The 16998-nt window shown below is 70.4% G+C and carries 14 protein-coding genes; 7 read left to right on the top strand and 7 right to left on the bottom strand.

The window, feature by feature from the left end; genetic code table 11:
- The first annotated feature begins 11 nt into the window (after positions 1-11).
- Positions 12-4184 carry a TIGR02680 family protein gene (locus tag FCG67_RS10250; protein WP_136909481.1) on the top strand — a complete coding sequence of 1391 codons (4173 nt, stop codon included), beginning with the start codon at positions 12-14 and terminating at the stop codon, positions 4182-4184.
- A gap of 30 nt (positions 4185-4214) precedes the next feature.
- Here FCG67_RS10250 and FCG67_RS10245 read toward each other — a convergent pair whose 3' ends face one another.
- Entirely contained in the window at positions 4215-4862 is a 648-nt protein-coding gene (locus FCG67_RS10245) for a hemerythrin domain-containing protein (RefSeq protein WP_136909479.1), read from the bottom strand.
- A gap of 113 nt (positions 4863-4975) precedes the next feature.
- Between FCG67_RS10245 and FCG67_RS10240 the strand changes: the two genes are divergently transcribed.
- The 3 genes from FCG67_RS10240 to FCG67_RS10230 all read left to right on the top strand — a co-directional run bounded on the left by FCG67_RS10240 (position 4976) and on the right by FCG67_RS10230 (position 9831).
- Complete coding sequence (locus FCG67_RS10240) at positions 4976-8248, top strand: ATP-binding protein (protein WP_136909477.1); 3273 nt, start codon at positions 4976-4978, stop codon at positions 8246-8248.
- Positions 8249-8374: 126 nt separating this feature from the next.
- Entirely contained in the window at positions 8375-9292 is a 918-nt protein-coding gene (locus tag FCG67_RS10235; protein WP_136909475.1) for an NADP-dependent oxidoreductase, read from the top strand.
- Positions 9293-9369: 77 nt separating this feature from the next.
- Entirely contained in the window at positions 9370-9831 is a 462-nt protein-coding gene (locus FCG67_RS10230; RefSeq protein WP_136909473.1) for a PPOX class F420-dependent oxidoreductase, read from the top strand.
- Here the strand turns inward: FCG67_RS10230 and FCG67_RS10225 are convergent.
- The 6 genes from FCG67_RS10225 to FCG67_RS10200 are packed head-to-tail and all read right to left on the bottom strand — an operon-like array spanning position 9828 to position 14729.
- A complete protein-coding gene (locus FCG67_RS10225; protein WP_136909471.1) occupies positions 9828-10388 on the bottom strand; it encodes a sugar O-acetyltransferase in 561 nt (186 codons plus the stop codon). The genes FCG67_RS10230 and FCG67_RS10225 overlap by 4 nt on opposite strands.
- Before the next feature lie 36 nt (positions 10389-10424).
- Positions 10425-11666 carry a cysteine--1-D-myo-inosityl 2-amino-2-deoxy-alpha-D-glucopyranoside ligase gene (gene mshC / locus FCG67_RS10220; RefSeq protein WP_136909469.1) on the bottom strand — a complete coding sequence of 414 codons (1242 nt, stop codon included), beginning with the start codon at positions 11664-11666 and terminating at the stop codon, positions 10425-10427.
- Between the two features lie 48 nt (positions 11667-11714).
- Positions 11715-12533, bottom strand: coding sequence for an SCO1664 family protein (locus FCG67_RS10215; protein ID WP_136909467.1), 819 nt, complete (start codon positions 12531-12533; stop codon positions 11715-11717).
- 3 nt (positions 12534-12536) lie between these two features.
- Positions 12537-13130: a DUF3090 domain-containing protein gene (locus FCG67_RS10210; protein WP_136909465.1), complete on the bottom strand. Its 594-nt coding sequence runs from the start codon at positions 13128-13130 to the stop codon at positions 12537-12539.
- Positions 13131-13181: 51 nt separating this feature from the next.
- Entirely contained in the window at positions 13182-13874 is a 693-nt protein-coding gene (locus tag FCG67_RS10205; protein ID WP_136909463.1) for a histidine phosphatase family protein, read from the bottom strand.
- Positions 13875-13883: 9 nt separating this feature from the next.
- Positions 13884-14729, bottom strand: coding sequence for an undecaprenyl-diphosphate phosphatase (locus tag FCG67_RS10200; RefSeq protein ID WP_211243173.1), 846 nt, complete (start codon positions 14727-14729; stop codon positions 13884-13886).
- Between the two features lie 126 nt (positions 14730-14855).
- Here FCG67_RS10200 and FCG67_RS10195 point away from each other — a divergent pair, with 126 nt between their 5' ends.
- Genes FCG67_RS10195 through FCG67_RS10185 form a run of 3 tightly spaced genes read left to right on the top strand, consistent with a single transcriptional unit; the run spans position 14856 to position 16993 of the window.
- Positions 14856-15776, top strand: coding sequence for an aldo/keto reductase (locus tag FCG67_RS10195; RefSeq protein WP_136909459.1), 921 nt, complete (start codon positions 14856-14858; stop codon positions 15774-15776).
- Between the two features lie 39 nt (positions 15777-15815).
- A complete protein-coding gene (locus FCG67_RS10190) occupies positions 15816-16265 on the top strand; it encodes a TIGR03668 family PPOX class F420-dependent oxidoreductase (RefSeq protein ID WP_246044984.1) in 450 nt (149 codons plus the stop codon).
- A 41-nt stretch (positions 16266-16306) separates the two neighbouring features.
- Positions 16307-16993, top strand: coding sequence for a biliverdin-producing heme oxygenase (locus FCG67_RS10185; protein ID WP_136909457.1), 687 nt, complete (start codon positions 16307-16309; stop codon positions 16991-16993).
- Positions 16994-16998 lie beyond the last annotated feature (5 nt).

Genomic DNA, 16998 nt, shown 5'->3' with positions numbered 1-16998 from the left:
GCAGAATTCGCATGGCAAGCGCGCGCTTTCGCCCGACCCGGGCCGGGATCATCAACCTCTGGGACTACCGCGACCAGGAGTTCTCCTTCGCCGACGGCCGCCTGGTGCTGCGCGGGCCCAACGGCTCCGGCAAGACCAAGGCCCTCGAGGTGCTCTTCCCGTTCGTGCTCGACGGCCGCATCGAACCGCGGCGGCTGAACCCGTTCGCGGGCGAAGAGCGCACCATGAAGTCGAACCTGCTCTACCGCGGCCAGGACAGCGCGCATTCCTACGTCTGGATGGAGTTCGCCCGCGGATCCCAGGCGGACCCCGAGGCGGTCACCGTCGGCATCGGGATGCGCGCCACCCGGCAGAACGACAAGGTCACCCGATGGCACTTCGTCGCGGACGGGCGGGTTGGCGTCGATTTCTCCCTGCTCGGCGACGACGACCGCCCGCTGACCAAGCGGCAGCTCGCCGACCAGATCGGCACCGACGCGATCACCGACCGGCCCACCGACTACCGGGCCGCGATCGATGCCCGGCTCTTCGGCCTCGGCGCCGAACGCTACGACCAGCTGATCAACCTGATCCTCACCCTGCGCCGACCGCAGCTGGCGAAGAACCTCGACCCGAAGGGCCTCTCCCAGGCACTGACGGACGGCCTGCGCCCGCTCGACGAGCAGCTGGTGCTCGAGGCCGCCCGCTCGTTCAGCGACATGGAGGAGGTCGGGCGTGCGCTCGAGGGCCTGGCCGCCGCCGATCAGGCCGCGCAGGGCTTCGTCGGGGTGTACACCAAGTACCTCCGCCAACAGGCCCGCGCGGACGTCGAGCAGGTGTCCCGGCGGCTCGAGTCCGTCGACCAGGGCATCGTCGCGTTGGCCGAGGCCGCGGAACTGCGGACCCGCCGCCAGGAGGAGCGGGTCGCCGCCGAGGAACGATTCGACACCGCCGAGCGCGCGCTCGAACAGGGTCGAACCGACCTCGAGACGCTGCAGCGGTCCGGCGCGTACGAGGGCAAGCAGCAGCTCGACGACCTGGCCGCCGTGGTCGCGCAGCTCAAGGTCTCGACCGAGCAGCAGCTCGACAAGGCCCACAAGGCACAGGCCGGTCTCGAACAGCGCGCCGACGAGGCCGCGAGGTCCGCGAGCGAGGTGGCCCGCGCGGTGGCGGCGCTGACCCGGGCCGAGGACGAACTGCAGACTGCGGCCGAGGACGCCGGGATCGCCTGGACGCCGTTGCCCGCGACCTCGCGCCCCGACCAGTTCTCGGCCGCGCTGCGTGGTCACGCCGAGGAGCGCGACGGCGATGTGCGCGCGGTGCGGGCCGCGCTCACCACCGTGGAGAAGGCCGGGACCGAGCGGACCCGCGCCGACCGGGCCGCCGCCCGCGGCAGCGAGTTGCTCGAGACGGCCAGGGCTGCCGTCGCGGAGGCCGAGGCGTCCACGGAACTCGCCCGCGCCGAATGTGCAGCAGCGCTGCGGTCCTGGTGGACGGACCATTCCGCCCTGTTCGCATCCATCGGGGTGGACGACACCCTGTTCGACGCGCTCAACTCCGCCCTGGCAGGCGTTGGCGACGACGAATCACCGAGTCTGGCAACGGTGCTCGCCGAGCACACCGAGGCCGGGCTCGACACTGTGCGGGCCACCCGGGCCCAGGCCGAGCTCCTGGCCGGCCAGTCGGCCGCGGGCGTCACCGAACTGTCCGCCGACCGGAACCGGATCTCCGCGGAAACCGATGATGCCCCACCACCGTTCGCGGCCAGGTCCGGCTCTCGCGAGGGTCTGGCGGGCGCTCCGCTCTGGCGCCTGGTTCGCTTCGCCGACGGGGTGAGCCGGGAGATGGCCGCGGGCGTCGAATCCGCGCTGCAGGCCTCGAATCTGCTCGACGGGTGGGTCTACGGCGACGAGGAGCCCGCCCCGGCAGCCGATTCGGAGCAGTACCTGGTGGCGTTGCCCGAGTCGGACCGGCCCGACGGCCCGACGCTCGCCGACGTGCTGACCGTCGAGGCCGACACCGGGGTGCCCGAGGCGAGGGTGCTGGCCGTCCTGTCCTCGATCGCACTGCACACCGAGCCCACCGAACCGGACGCCGTGGTCGGCGTCGGGGGCGACGGACGCTTCTGGCAGGGCGTGCAGCAGGGTAGCCACAGCAAGCCCGACGCCGAGTACATCGGCACCACCGCGCGAGCCAGGCGACGGGAGCTGCGGCTGGCCGAGCTGGACCAGGCCATCGAGGAGGCCGAGCGATCCCGCACCGAAGCCCTTGCCGCGCAAGCCGAGGCGGGCGAGCTGGCCGGAAGGCTCGCGACCGCGTCGAAGGGCCTGCCCCGCACCACGCCGGTGCTCACGGCGCTCAAGTCGGTCACCGAGGCGGCGGGCGCACTGCGCACCCGCTCGGAATCGGCCGCCACCACCCAGCGCGAGCTGGACCAGGCAATCGCTGACCTGGGCGCGAAGGAGAAGCAACTGCGCGCGGCCGCGGTCGCGCACCGGACCCCGAATGCGGGCCGGGAACTGGACTCGCTCGCAGCGGCGATCCGGCACTTCGAGAAGCAGGGCGACCTGGTGCAGCGCTGCAGGCGCGAGCACGACAAGGAGGTCGAGCACCACCGCGAATCGGACGACCGGCACAGCGAGGCGCGCGCGATCGCCGAGGAGTTCGCCGAGGAATCGGCGATCGCCGAGGAGAACTACGCACAGCAGGTGCAGCGGTTGGCGATGCTGCGCGAGAATCTCGGTGCGAGCGCCGAGCAGATCGACGCGGACCTGGAGAAGGTCCGCGCCCGGATCGAGGATCTCAAGTCGGAGCAACGGGCGGCCCGCAAGGCCAACGAGTCCGCGGTCGAGCAGATCGGCAAGGCGGAGGGCGCCCACAGCGCCGCGATCGAGGCGCTGCGCAGCGCACTCACCGAGGCCAGGACCGACGCGGACCGATTGGCGCCGTACGCCCGCCGCGACCTGCTCGAGCTGTTGGGGATCACCGAGAACCACTCCTGGCCCGCGAGCGCGGCGGCATGGTTGACCGCCGATCAGATCGTCTACCGGATCCAGAACGAGGACGGGGCAGGCGCGTCGGTGCTCCCCGACGAGGTGGAAGCACTCCATCGTGCGTTGACGGAGGCGACGGAGTCCGTGCGGGTGAGCGACGGGGCACGCAAGTCCACCAGGACCGCGCTGACCACCGCCCTGCAGGACTTCGATGCCCAGCTCGCGGCGGCGGGCCAGGACTACCGGCTGCAGTGGGACGCCCCGGACGGGCTCACCACCGTGCGGGTGCAGGATGAGCAGGGCCACTCCTCCATCGGCGAGTTCGCGGGACGCATCGCCGTCGCCCGCCAGGATCAGGAACATCTGCTCACCGAGTCCGAGCGCCGGATCCTCGAGGACGCGCTGCTGACGGGTCTGGCGCAGCAGATCCACGAGCGCACGGCCGACGCGCGGGTACTCATCGCGCAGATGGGCACCGAGATGCGCGAGCGTCGGATGTCCTCGGGCAACACCATCGGCGTGCACTGGGTGCTGGCCGACAACCTCGACGAGAGCTCGCGGGCGATCTCGAAGCTGCTCGACCGCGATGCCTCCGCGCTCGGAGCCGACGAACTGGCCGCCATGCGAGCGCATTTCGCGACACAGATCCGGTTGTCCCGGGCGGCGCACCCGGAGCGGTCGTACCCCGAGATCCTGGCGACGGCCCTGGACTACCGCCGCTGGCGGGTCTTCTCCTTCACCCTGATCGGCGGCGACGGCAGCGAGGATCGGCTGACCGTGGCCCGGCACGGCGCCCTCTCGGGCGGCGAGCAGTCGGTATCGCTGCACCTGCCGCTGTTCGCGGCCGCGCACGTGATGCTGTCCTCGGCGGACCCGCACTCGCCTCGACTGCTCGGCCTCGACGAGGCCTTCGCCGGTGTCGACGACAACGGCCGCAGCGAATTGCTCGGACTGAGTGTGCAATTCGACCTGGACCTGTTCATGACCGGATACGACCTGTGGGTGACGTACGCGGGCGTGCCGGGGTGCGCGCACTACGACCTGGCGCATTCGACCGCGGAGCAGTCCGTGAGCGCCGCCCTGCTGGTCTGGACGGACGGGGAACTGCTGGCCGAGCACGACGGCAGCGATCTGGCGACCGCGCTCGGCTCGCCGCTGCGCCGCCGGGTCCTCGCCGCGGCGGAGGGCGGCCTGGAGTTCGCGCCGGTGTGAGTGACCTCACGCAGGAAGGGCGGGGCAGGGTCAGGGTCGGGCCGCGCGGACGCGGCGAATGTGGCGGGCGTAGCGGGGGCGGCCGATGGCGTGCCAGATGCCGCGTATCGGTGCGGGGAGACCGCCGAGCAGCGTGGCGCGTTCGGCGGGATTCGCGTCCTCCAGGACGAGCCCGAAGAGCGTGAGCAGGGTGAGCTTTGGCGTGCTGGCCACCATGTGGTCGCCCAGGGCGGCCCATTCCTTTTCGGTGATGTGCTCGGCCGCGAGGGGAAGGAGGGTCGCCTCCTCGTCGTCGAGGTGTTCGAGCAGGACGGCCCGGTGCTCGGCCAAGGCCGCTACGAGGGTGTCGCGCTCGTCGGCTCCGGCACTGGCCTCCCACACCGGGATCGCGACATCCAGTCTGGTCAACGTGGATTCGACGCGCTCATGCTGGGCCTGCATGCGCAAGATGATGTCCGCCTCCAGATCGACCCGGGACAACAGCAGTGGCCACAGCAACTCGTCCTCGCCCTCGTGGTGGTTCTTCAAGCCCAGCCGGTAGTCGCGGAAGTGATCGGCGATCACCGTCGCGCGCGCGGTGCCACCGGGAGCGACCGCCGCGACGAGCTCCATCAGCAACCGCGACTCGCGGCGGAAGGCGCGGTGGACGATCTCCATGTCCTGTGTGTTGACGCTCATCTGTTCCTGCCTTTCAACGGTTTTCGATGTCTCGACATTGCTCCTGGGGGTTTGGAACGCGCTTGGAGCCGACTTGGAAAACTTGACGTGGCCGCGCGTACGATGTGCACGTCATGGTCTTGATACGGGTATTGGGCTCGTTCGCAGCCGAGGCAGGCGGTGAACCCCTGCCCCTCGGCGGACCGCGGCAGCGCGGCGTACTGGCCCTGCTGGTGGCCGCGCGCGGACAAGTCGTGCCTGTCGACCGGATGATCGAGGACCTGTGGCGCGGCGAAGCGCCCTCGCGCGCGCTGGCGTCGTTGCAGGCGTATGTGTCCAACCTGCGTCGCCTGCTGGAGCCCGCCCGCCCGCCACGGACCCCGGCCCGCCTGCTGGTGAGCGCGTCGCCCGGCTACGCATTGCGGCTGCCGCAGGAGGCGGTGGACGCATGGCGCTTCGAGCAGCTGCTCGACCAGGCCCGCACGCTCGCCGATCCCCGTGATGCTCGCGTCCGGCTGGACGAGGCGCTCGCGCTGTGGCGGGGACCTGCGTTCGCAGAGGTCGCCGACGAGCCGTGGGCTGTCGCGGAGACCGTCCGGCTCAACGAGTTGCGTCTGGTCGCACGCGAGCTGCACATCGCGGTGGGACTGCGGCTCGGCCACCCCGCGACGGTGGTACCCGATGCGGAGAGCCTCACTCGCGACGATCCCCTGCGCGAGGAGGGCTGGCGCTTGCACGCCCTCGCGCTGTGGAGCAGCGGTCGCCAGGCCGACGCCCTGGCAGTGCTCCGCCGCGCCCGCGCCACCTTCGCCGACGAGCTGGGCCTCGACCCCGGCCCTGACCTGGTGACCCTGGAAGAGGCGATCCTCACCCAACGCACGGATGTCCTCCGCGCGGCCGTCCCCGCGCCCCGTGTAGACGCACCCCGGTCCCAGGTCACCCCGCCGCCGCCGAGCAGCGAGCCAGGCGAGACAACGTTCGTGGGCCGGTCAGACGAGCTTTCGGCGCTGGTGACGGCCGCTGAGGAGGCCATCTCCGATGGGGCGCGCGTCGCGCTCGTCACCGGGGAGGCAGGGCTCGGCAAGTCGACGCTGCTCGAGCATCTCGGAGCGCGGCTCGCGCAGGACGGGTGGCTCGTGGCCACCGGACGCTGCCCCGATGTGGACAGCGCGCCACCCGCGTGGGCATGGGTCGAGGTCCTGCGGACGGTCGCCGTGAGCGTTCCCGTAGGCGAGTTCGCCAACGACCTGGAACCCTTGCTCTCGGACTCCGCGCAGGTGAACGGTGACGCCGCGGCCGGGCGGTTCCGGCTGCGGCAGGCCTTGTGGGCCCGGCTCTCGGCGGCCGCCGCCGACCGTCCGGTAGCCGTCGTCCTGGACGACCTGCACTGGGCCGACGCGGCCACGCTGGAGCTGCTCGGCGGCGGCGTCGACGCGCGGGCCCCGATCCTGGTCGTCGCGGCCTACCGCGCAGACGAAAGCGAGCGCCTCACCACAACACTCGGGTCCCTCGCCCGCACCGCACCCCTCCGGCTGGACCTGCCCGGATTGAATGGCAACGCCGTCGCGGAGCTCGTCCGCGCCGAGTGCCAGGCCGACGACGCGACCGTGGCCGGAATCGCCGAGCGGACCGGCGGCAACCCGTTCTACGTGCGGGAGAGCACGCGGCTGCTGGGCAGTGAGGGCGCCCTGATCGCGCTCTCCGAGGTCCCGGAGGGCGTACGGGATGTGCTGCGGCGCCGGTTCGCAAGGCTGCCCGAGAGCGGCGTATCCGTCCTGCGGCTGGCGGCTGTGGCCGGCCGGGAAAGCTCGGTGGAGGTGCTCGTGCAGGCCGCCGACACCGACGAGGACGGCGTGCTGGACGCGCTGGACGCGGGCGTCATCGCCGGGTTGCTCGACGAGCCAGGACCCGGGCGTGTCCGGTTCGTTCACGCACTGGTCAGGGACACGCTGGTCACCGATGTCAGCCGGGTGCGGATCACCAGGATGCACGCCCGGATCGCCGCGGCCCTGGAGGGCTCCGGCGACGTCACGGCCCTCGCCCACCATTACGCGCGGGCGGGATCACCGAAGGCCGTCGGTTATTGCGTGCGGGCCGCCGAACTGGCCGAGGCGCGCTATGCCCACGACGTGGCGGCCGCGCTCCTCACGGACGCCGTCACCAATGCCGGCGACCCGGACGAGCACATCGACCTGCTCGGCAGGCTGCTGCGCGCACAGGTCAGGGCAGGGGACGTCGCTGCGGCCAGGGACACGCGTGAGCAGGCCGTGCAGTACGCCGAGTCCGTCGGGCGCGAGGACCTGATGATCGCCGCGTTCACCGCCTGGACCGAGCCCACCCCCTGGCAGGCCCGCACCTACGGCACGGTCGACCGTCCCATCGTCGACCGCCTCAGCCGTTTGCTCGCGCGGACCGGTCTTGCCCCCGACGTGCGGTCCCACCTCCTCATCGCGTACACCCACGAGCTGGTGGGCGAGGGCGATCCGACAGTTATGGCGGCCGCGCGCGAAGCGCTCGATCTGGCCACCGATCCCGTTCTCCGGGCCGCGGCGCTGCTGGTCCTCGGGCGCGAGTCCGGGCGGGAGGAGTACTCCCGTGAGCTGGTGGAGATCGGGGTCGAGCACGACCTGCCGGTCTACCGCATGACCGGGCTGCTCAACCTGGCCGCGAACGCCGCAGCGGCCAACGACCCGGCGACCATGCGCCGCCTGATCGGGGAGGTGCTCGACCTCGCCCGCACCTACCGAATGCCGGAGGCGGCCGGTGCCGCCGAGATCGCGCTGGCATCGCTGGTACTCATCGAGGGACGGTTCGCCGACGCCGAGCGCCTCTACGTAGAGGCCACCGAACGCCTGGAACGCGCCGGATCGGTGCACGCCGCTGGCTTCCTCCGCCTCACGCTGGCGGTGACCTGGCTCAACGACGGCACGCTCGGCGACCACTTGGACGACGTGCGGTCTCTTCACGAGGCGCTCGGCCCGATGGTCGCCGACCTGCTCACGCTCGCCCTGCACGCCGCCGGCCGCAGCGACGAGGCCCGCCGGGCCCGCACCTCACCGAGCCCGATCCGGCCCGACTTCTTCTTCAGCTTCCTGACGAGCCTGCGCGCGATGGCGGTCGTCGCCTTGAACGACCGCGATGCTGCCGAGCAGATCTACGCGGACCTGCTTCCGCTCCGCGACGGTCCGCCGGCGGGCGCAGCGAGCCTGTCGCTGGCCGTGCGCCCGGTCGCCCACACGCTCGGCGAACTCGCTCTCCTCCTTGGCCGCGACGACGAGGCCGCCGCCCACTTCGCCCTGGCGGCTGTCATCGCCGATCGGTGGAACGCCCCCCACTGGTCCGCCGACGCCCGAACCCGCGCTGATCGTGTTCTCGGCGTGCATGTTTCGCCTCCGCAGCGACGCTGAAAGCAAGACCGGCGTCGGGTGCCTCAGCCCGCCACGTCCAGCGTTCCAAGTCGGCTCCAAGTGCCTTCCAAACCCCCGGGAGCAGTCTCGACCTCATCAAAACCGAACTGATTGAGGAGCGAAACAATGAGCACACCCACCTTCCGGGCCGCCGTCGTCCGCACACCGAGCGGACCCGACTCGATCGAGATCATCGACGTCCCCACCACCGAGCCCGGTCCCGGCGAGGTCCGGGTCGCGGTCGCAGCAGCGCCGGTCAACCCCACCGACCTCGGGGTCGTGGGCGGTTTCTTCCACCAGATGGGCATGATCAACCAACCCGAGCGCACCGGCCTGGGCTGGGACTTCGCGGGCACCGTGCTCGCTGCCGGCCCGGGCGTCGACCTGGCCGTCGGGACTCGGGTTGCCGGTGTCGTTCTCGGTTTCGACCGCGACTTCGGCACCTACGCAGAACAACTCGTCGTGCCCGCCGCCGAGCTCGCCGTGGTGCCCGACGGGCTCGACCTGGTCGCGGCATCGACGGTGCCGCTCAGCGGTTTGAGTGCGGCGCAGATCGTCGATCTACTCGGCGACGCGCCTGCCGAAGGCAACCGGTTGCTGGTGACCGGAGTGGCCGGTGCGATCGGGGCCAACGTGGCCGCGCTCGCACCCGATCGAGGCTGGCAGGTGACCGGTCTGGCCCGAGCCGGGGACGAGCAGTTCGTCCGCGGTCTCGGCGCCGACTTCGTCACCGAGGCCGAGCCGGGCTGGGACGCGGTCGTCGACACCACGTCGCAGCAGGCGTGGGGCCTGACCCCGGTCCGCGACGGCGGGGCCTTCGTCGGCGTCCGGCCCAATATCGTGCCCGCAGCCGAGCGAGGGATCACGGTGAACGTACTGATGGCGCAGTCGGACGGTCCTCGATTGGGGCAGCTGCTGGCTCGCGCCGCGTCCGGCGGGTTGCCGACTCGAGTGCATGAGGTCATGCCGTTGGCCCAGGCCGCGGACGCCCACCGGGCCATGGCCAAGGGCGGGACGCGCGGTCGCTACGTGCTCGAGCCCTGAGAGCTTTCCGCATCCAACAACTTCCGGCTGATCGCCGGGGGCACACCTGATATCGAATTCACCGAGGAGTAACCGACATGACCTTCACCATCGATGAACAGCAGTTCCTCGCGGAGGCCGGGATCGGGCGGCTGGCCACGGTGTCGCCCGACGGTGTTGTGCAGAACAACCCGACCAACTATCGGGTGAACGCCGACGGCACGATTGACATCGGGGGAATGCGGATGCTTGCCAGTCGAAAGTATCGCAATGTCGAGGCGGGCAGCCGGGTGTCGTTCGTCATCGACCAACAGGTTTCATTGGATCCATACGTGATTCGCGGCATCGAGGTACGCGGCAGGGCCGAGGCGCTCGACGACGAGGAGCCACCGTTCCGACCCCAGGAACGCGCGGTCATCCGAATTCACCCCGAACGGGTGGTCTCCTGGGGCATCGACGGCGGATCCTTCGACTTCACCAGTCGCGGCGCCGAAGTCGCCGACAAGGCGATCCAGCGCCACCGCGCAGGGAAGGATGCGCCGCGAATCCCCAACGGCTAGGACAGTTCCCGGATCACCCGGCACGGGTTGCCGGCCGCGAACACCCGCGGCGGCACGTCCTTCGTCACCACGGAGCCCGCGCCGATCACGACGTCGTCCCCGATGGTCACGCCGGGACAGACGATCACTCCCCCGCCCAGCCACACGTTGTCGCCGATCACGACGGGCGCCGCCGACTCCCACCGCTGCCGCCGCGCCTCGTGGTCCTCCATCGGATGCAGCGCGGTGAGCAGCTGGGCACGCGGGCCGATCGAGACGTCGTTCCCGATCGTGATCGGCGCGCAGTCCATCAGGATCGCGTCGTAGTTCAGGAAGCTGTTCGAACCGATCGTGATCAGCGATCCGTAGTCGCACTGGAATCGCGGCATGATCCAGGACCCCTCGCCGATCGAGCCGAGGAGTCGCTTCAAAACACCGTGCCGCAGCGAATCCTCGTCGGCCCCAGTGGCATTGAACTGGTCGAGCAGGCGCTGGCAGGACTTCCGCTCGGCGACCAGGTCGGCGTCGTCGTCCCGATAGAGCTCGCCGCGCAGCATTCGATCTCGTTGTTCCCCCATGACGCCGACCCTAGCCGACGGCACGGGGGGCGCCGGTCAGCGCAGCGAGACCCCGAGCAGTCCGTCGACGGCGTCCGCGAGCGTCCCTGGCGCCGACGCGTCCGAGCCGCCGTGGTCCACGGCCCACCGGGCCCAGGCGTCCACGGCGTCGATCGCCTTCGGGGTGTCCAGGTCGTCCGCCAGGTGCTGGCGCAGCCGGGCGACGGTGTCGTCCGCGGACTGCGCCGACCCCAGCGCGGCGGCGCGACGCCACAGCGCCAGGCGCTCCTCGGCCTCGGCGAGCACGTCGCCCGTCCAGGCCCGGTCGATGCGGTAGTGCCCGGACAGCAAGCCCAGCCGGATCGCCATCGGATCGACGCCCTCGCCGCGCAGCTTCGACACGAACACCAGATTGCCGCGGCTCTTCGACATCTTCTCGCCGTCGAGACCGATCATCCCGGTGTGCACGTAGTGCCGCGCGAATCGACGGTCCAGCACAAGGGATTCGGCGTGCGCGGCCGAGAACTCGTGGTGCGGGAAGATCAGATCGCTGCCGCCACCCTGAAGATCGAAGCCCGAGCCGATCCGGTTCAGCGCGATCGCGGAGCACTCGATGTGCCACCCCGGCCTGCCCGCACCGAACGGCGAGGGCCAGGACGGCTCGCCCGGTCGCTCGGCGCGCCAGACCAGCGCATCGAGCCGGTCTTGCTTCCCGGCCCGTTCGGGATCTCCCCCGCGCTCGGCGAAGAACCGCTCCATGGTGTCGCGGTCGTACCCGGACTCGTAGCCGAACTGCTCGGTGGCATTCGCCCGGAAGTAGACGTCGGGGTACTCCTCGTCGTCGACCACGTACGCGGCGCCTGCGGCGAGCAGCTTCTCCACCATCTCGACGACCTCGTTCACCGATTCCACGGCGCCGATGTAGTCGCGGGGCGGCAGCACCCGCAGCGCCTCCATGTCCTCGCGGAACAGCGCCGTCTCCCGCATGCCGAGCACCACCCAGTCCTCGCCGTCACGGGCGGCGCGCTCGAAGAGCGGGTCGTCGACGTCGGTCACGTTCTGCACGTAGTGCACGTCGTGCCCAGCGTCGCGCCAGAGGCGATTGACGAGGTCGAACGTCAGGTATGTGGCCGCGTGCCCGAGGTGCGTGGCGTCGTAGGGGGTGATCCCGCACACGTACATGGTGGCGGTCTCGCCCGGGGTGACGGGCCGAACCTGGCGGTCCGCGGTGTCGAAGAGCCGCAGCGGCGGCCCCTGACCGGGAACGGAGGGAACGGCTGTGTCGGACCAGGACTGCATACGGACGAGCCTATCGGAGGGTCAGAAGTCGACCGGAACGCGTTCCCGCTAGAACGCGGGCCACGGGATCGGCCGGTGGTCTCCTGGCAGCGGCATCACCGGGTCAGCCAGCATGCCCTCGGTCCGCGCCACCAGCGCGTCCACCTCGTCGCCGGTGATGTGTTCGCGCAGTCGGTCGGCCAGCGGGCCCCGCAGGCGCTCCGCGAGGGCCTCGACGTCGACGAGCAGCCCGCCGAGCACCGGCTGACCGGCCCAACCCCACAACACGGTGCGCAGCTTGTCCTCGCTGTGCAGGCAGATGCCGTGGTCGACGCCGTACACCGAACCGTCGATGCCCTCCAGTGCATGACCGCCCTTGCGGTCCGCGTTGTTGAGCAGGACGTCGAGCACGGCCATCCGCTGCAGACGGGGGTCGTCGGCGTGGACCAGTGCAACCTGCTCGCCATCGCCGTCGTACGCGAGGAGCACCTCGAACCAGCCTGCAGGCACCTGATCCGGCGGGCAGATGTCGACCAGCGCCATCCGCTCACCCAACTCGCCGGTCGGTTCCGGGGTCTCCACCCAGCGCTGCACCATGCCGGGGCCGTACGGCCCGTCCCGCAGGATCGTCTCCGGGATCACGCCCCACCCGAGCGCCTCGGAGATCAGGTAAGACGCGACCTCGCGGCCGGCGAGGGTGCCGTCCGGAAAGTCCCACAGCGGGCGCTCACCGCGGATCGGCTTGTAGACGCAGCGGACGCTCTGCCCGTTCGTCGTGGCCTCACAGACCAGTGTGGCGTTGCTGGCACTGACGATCCGACCCAGCACTGACAGTTCGCCGGTGTGCAGCAACTCGGACTCCTCGTCCACGACGTGGTCGGCGGTCAACGGCTATTCCTCTTCGGGTACTTCGTCGATGCGCTCGAAGTTCGCGCCGCGGCGGTAGCCGTTGGTGCGGATGCAGACATGCCCCTCCGGGGCCAGCGGCTCGCCGCACAGCGGGCACGGCGCGCGCCCTGCCGCGATCACCCGCACGGACCGCAGCGCGAACGCCCTGGCCTGCTCGGGCGTCAGGAAGACCCGGACGGCGTCCGGCCCGTCCTCGGCGTCGTCGAGAACCACGGACTCGTCGAACTCCGACTCGCTGACCGCCAGCAACTCGACGACCACCGAGCCGGCATCCGCGTCCCAGCCGAGGCCCATCGTGCCCACCCGGAACTCGGCGTCGATCGGCGTCATCAACGGGCTGAGGTCATCGAGCTCGACGTCCTGCGGCGGCACAGCCGTGCCGAACCGGCGGTGGACCTCGTCGAGCAGCAGCCCCATCCGGTCGGCCAGCACCTGCACCTGCTGCTTCTCCAGCAACACGCTGATCACGCGGGACTCGTGGATCGCCTGGAGATAGAAGGCACGGTCACCAGGCTCGCCGACGGTGCCGGCGATGAATCGATCAGGGGTGCGGAAAACGTGTATTGCTCGGGACATCAGCACCTCCGTCTGGTCGAGTGGTCGCTATCTGTGATTATCCGCCTACCCCTACCTTCCCACCTCGCCGCCGGGAACGGCATCCGACGATCCGACACCAGCGGGCTTGGCGGGAGCGCTGCCGTTGAGTCCCGACAGGTCACCGGTGTCGTTCATCCGCAGCACGAACGGTCGGGTCGCGGTATAGCGCACCACGCTCACCGAGGCCGGATCGGCGACTATCCGCTGGAACCCGTCCAGATGGGTGCCGAGCGCATCGGCGAGCACCGACTTGATCACGTCGCCGTGCGTACAGGCCAACCAGAGCACGTCCCCGCCGTGTTCCTCGGCGAGCCTGGCGTCGTGCGCCCTGATCGCGGCGACCGCCCTGGCCTGCACCTGCGCCAGGCCCTCGCCGTCGGGGAACACCGCGGCGGATGGGTGCTGCTGCACCACCTTCCACAGCGGCTCCTCCAACAGGTCCTTGATCGCCTGTCCGGTCCACGTGCCGTAGTCCACCTCGATCAACCGCTCGTCGGCGATCGGGTCCAGGTCCCGGTCCCGCGCCAGCGGCTCGACGGTCCGTTCGCAGCGCAGCAGCGGGGAGCGCACGATCGCGGCCAGCGGCACGTCCGCGAGCCGATCAACCACCGCGCGGGACTGCTCCCGGCCCCGATCGTCGAGATCGACGCCCGGCGACCGGCCGGCGAGCATGCCCGAGGTGTTGGACGTCGACCGCCCGTGCCGCAGCAGGATCACTGTCATGGACCCAGCCTAGGTCGCGGAGATCACGCCCGTGCCCAGCAACCCGAACACCAGCAGACCCAGGATGATCCGGTAGCCCACGAACCAGTACATCGAGTGGTCGACCACGAACCGCAGCAACCACGCGATGGTGACGTACCCGATCACGAAGGCGATGAGGGTCGCCACGATCAGCTGGGCCCCGCTGGCGTTGAGCCCCTCGCCCGCGGGCGCGAATGCGTCGGGGAGGCTGAACAATCCGGCCGCGGTGACCGCGGGGATCGCCAACAGGAACGAGTAGCGGGCGGCGGCCTCACGGGTGAGACCGAGGAACAGGCCTGCGCTGATGGTGCCGCCGGACCGTGACACACCTGGGATCAGGGCCAACGCCTGAGCCGAGCCCATGATCACGCCGTCCTTGAGCGTGAGCTGTTCGATCGGCCTGCGCTTGCGCCCGTAGTACTCCGCCGCGGCGATCACCAGTGCGAAGACGATGAGCATGCTCGCGACCAGCCACAGGTTACGAGCGCCGGTCCGGACCTGGTCCTTGAAGATGAACCCGAGGATGCCGACGGGGATGGTGCCGACGATGACGTACCAGCCCATCTTGTAGTCGTGATCGCCGCGCTTGTCTGGGTCGAACAGACCACGGAACCAGGCCATCGCGATCCGCCAGATGTCCCTGGCGAAATAGACGAGCACCGCGGCCTCGGTGCCCAGTTGGGTCACCGCAGTGAACGAGGCGCCCGCGTCGGTGTCCCAGAACAGTTCCGACACGATTCGAAGGTGGCCGGACGAGGAGATCGGCAGGAACTCGGTCAGTCCCTGGACCACTCCGAGGACGATGGCCTGCAGCCATGTCATCGATTCCACGATCACAGGCGGACTCCCGGGGACACGGTAACGCGGCAAAGAAGATTCACGGGAGCGACCGTACCCGGCGCGCCCCTGGGCGCGCGCCGCACGGCACCACTACGCTCCCCTTCTTGTGGTGATCGAATTATGAGGCAGCGCGCGGTCGGCGACAGCGGACTCCGGGTGTCCCGCATCGGACTCGGCACGCTCGGCTGGGGTCGGGACACGGATGGGGTCGAGGCCGCGGCCCAGCTGATGGGTTTCGCGGAATCCGGTGGCACCCTGGTCGATTCGGCACCGTTCTACGGCGACGGCGTTTCGCAGCGAATCCTGGCGGAGCTGCTCGACGACGTGGTTCCACGCAACCAGCTGGTGCTGAGCAGCAGCGCGGGCATCCACGCCGGACGAGAACGCCTGGACTGCTCGCGCCGCGCGCTCATCGGTCAGCTCGACGCGACACTCAAGGAGCTGGGCACCGACCACCTCGACCTGTGGCAGGTTGCGACCTGGGATCCCTTCACCCCGGTCGAGGAGGTGGCCTCGGCGCTCGAGTTCGCGGTCGCGACCGGGCGCGCCCGGTACGTCGGGGCGCGCGGCCACCTGGGCTGGCAGCTGGCCACCGCGGCGGCGGGCACCAAGCTCATCGCCACCCAGGCCGAGTACTCGCTGCTCGCGCGCGGGGTGGAGGACGAACTGATCCCGGCCGCGGACCACCACGGCATCGGCCTGCTGGCCGCGGTTCCGCTGGCGGGCGGCGTGCTCACCGGCAAGTACCGCGACGGCATCCCCGCCGACTCCCGGGGCGCCACCGAGACCGGCGCGGACCTGGTCGTCGGATACCTGAACGCCGACCACACCGCCCGGGTCGTCGAGGCCGTCGTCACGGCGGCCGACGGGCTCGGGGCCTCCCCGCTGGCCGTGGCGCTTGCGTGGGTGTGCGACCGGCCAGGGGTGGCGAGCGCCATCGTCGGCGCAAGGGACTACGCCCAGCACACCGGCGTGCTGGCGGCCGAGGACCTGGAGCTGCCCGCGGCGATCGCGGCGGCCCTCGACGACGTCAGCGCCTGACCGACCCCTTCCCGCGCGGAGGCGACCTACGCTGAAGGGGTGCCGCCCCCGTCGATACCGCAGGCCGAGCTCCACAGCCGGTTCGACCGCGCGCGGGTCGCGAGGCTGGCCACGGTCGGCGCCGACGGATTGCCGCACCTGGTGCCGGTGGTCTTCGCGATGGCGGGCGGGGTGATCTACACGGCGGTCGACGACAAGCCCAAGTCGACGCGGCGGCTGCGGCGGCTCGACAACATCACCGCGACCGGGCGGGTCAGCCTGCTCGTCGACGAGTACGCCGAGGACTGGTCGCAACTGTGGTGGATCCGGGTCGACGGCTCGGCGCGCGTGCTCGACGACGACACGGAGAGCCGGATCGGCATCGACGCGCTCGTACGGAAGTACGTGCAGTACACGGCGTCTCCGCCAGGGGGTCCGGTGGTCGCGATCGATCCGGACCGATGGGCCTCCTGGTCGGCCCTGGACACCCGATCTACTAGGGCAGGCTAACCTAGGATGAATTGCGCTTCCGAAGAGTTACAGGAGTAACGATGACAATGCTCGATTCCGGTGTCGACGCCGCGGATGATGCGACCGGATTGGCCGAGCGGATCAGGACGCAGACCGACGCTGCGCACCGCCAGACCGAGCAGTCGCGCTTCGTCGGAGAACTCCTCGCGGGCAAGCTGACCAGCGCCGGATATGCGGCCCTGCTCGGCCAGACCTACCTGGTCTACCTCGCGCTCGAGGAGGCGGGCCGCGCCCAGGCATCGAACCCGATCGTGGCGGAGTTCCTCGGCGACGAGCTCCTGCGCACCGAGGCGCTCGAGGCCGACCTGGAGTTCCTGCTCGGCGCGAACTGGCGCGACGAGATCACCCCGTTGCCCGCCACCACCCGGTACGTCGACCGGCTCCACGAGATCGCGTTCGACTGGCCCGCCGGCTTCGTCGCGCACCACTACATCCGCTACATGGGCGACCTCTCCGGCGGACAGATCATCCGCCGGATGCTCGAGCGCGCCTACGGCTACACCACCGACGGCCTGCGGTTCTACATCTTCGACCAGATCGAGAAGCCCAAGCTCTACAAGGACGCCTACCGGGGCAAGCTCGACGCCGCACCGCTGTCCGCGGACGAGCAGCAGCGCCTGATCGACGAGGTGATCCTGGCCTACCGTCTCAACGGAGATCTGTTCGCGGACCTCGAGGCCGAGATCGAGAGCTACCTCGTCAAATGAGCCGA

This window comes from Rhodococcus oryzae (genome assembly GCF_005049235.1).
GTDB lineage: Bacteria > Actinomycetota > Actinomycetes > Mycobacteriales > Mycobacteriaceae > Rhodococcus_G > Rhodococcus_G oryzae.
Note: the sequence above shows the minus strand (reverse complement) of the source record. Positions and strands in the feature narration are given on the sequence as shown.

Coding starts and splice junctions, on each gene's coding strand:
- FCG67_RS10250 (WP_136909481.1), top strand. CDS start 12: ATGGCAAGCGCGCGCTTTCGCCCGACCCGGGCCGGGATCATCAACCTC.
- FCG67_RS10245 (WP_136909479.1), bottom strand. CDS start 4,862: ATGAGCGTCAACACACAGGACATGGAGATCGTCCACCGCGCCTTCCGC.
- FCG67_RS10240 (WP_136909477.1), top strand. CDS start 4,976: ATGGTCTTGATACGGGTATTGGGCTCGTTCGCAGCCGAGGCAGGCGGT.
- FCG67_RS10235 (WP_136909475.1), top strand. CDS start 8,375: ATGAGCACACCCACCTTCCGGGCCGCCGTCGTCCGCACACCGAGCGGA.
- FCG67_RS10230 (WP_136909473.1), top strand. CDS start 9,370: ATGACCTTCACCATCGATGAACAGCAGTTCCTCGCGGAGGCCGGGATC.
- FCG67_RS10225 (WP_136909471.1), bottom strand. CDS start 10,388: ATGGGGGAACAACGAGATCGAATGCTGCGCGGCGAGCTCTATCGGGAC.
- mshC (WP_136909469.1), bottom strand. CDS start 11,666: ATGCAGTCCTGGTCCGACACAGCCGTTCCCTCCGTTCCCGGTCAGGGG.
- FCG67_RS10210 (WP_136909465.1), bottom strand. CDS start 13,130: ATGTCCCGAGCAATACACGTTTTCCGCACCCCTGATCGATTCATCGCC.
- FCG67_RS10205 (WP_136909463.1), bottom strand. CDS start 13,874: ATGACAGTGATCCTGCTGCGGCACGGGCGGTCGACGTCCAACACCTCG.
- FCG67_RS10195 (WP_136909459.1), top strand. CDS start 14,856: ATGAGGCAGCGCGCGGTCGGCGACAGCGGACTCCGGGTGTCCCGCATC.
- FCG67_RS10185 (WP_136909457.1), top strand. CDS start 16,307: ATGACAATGCTCGATTCCGGTGTCGACGCCGCGGATGATGCGACCGGA.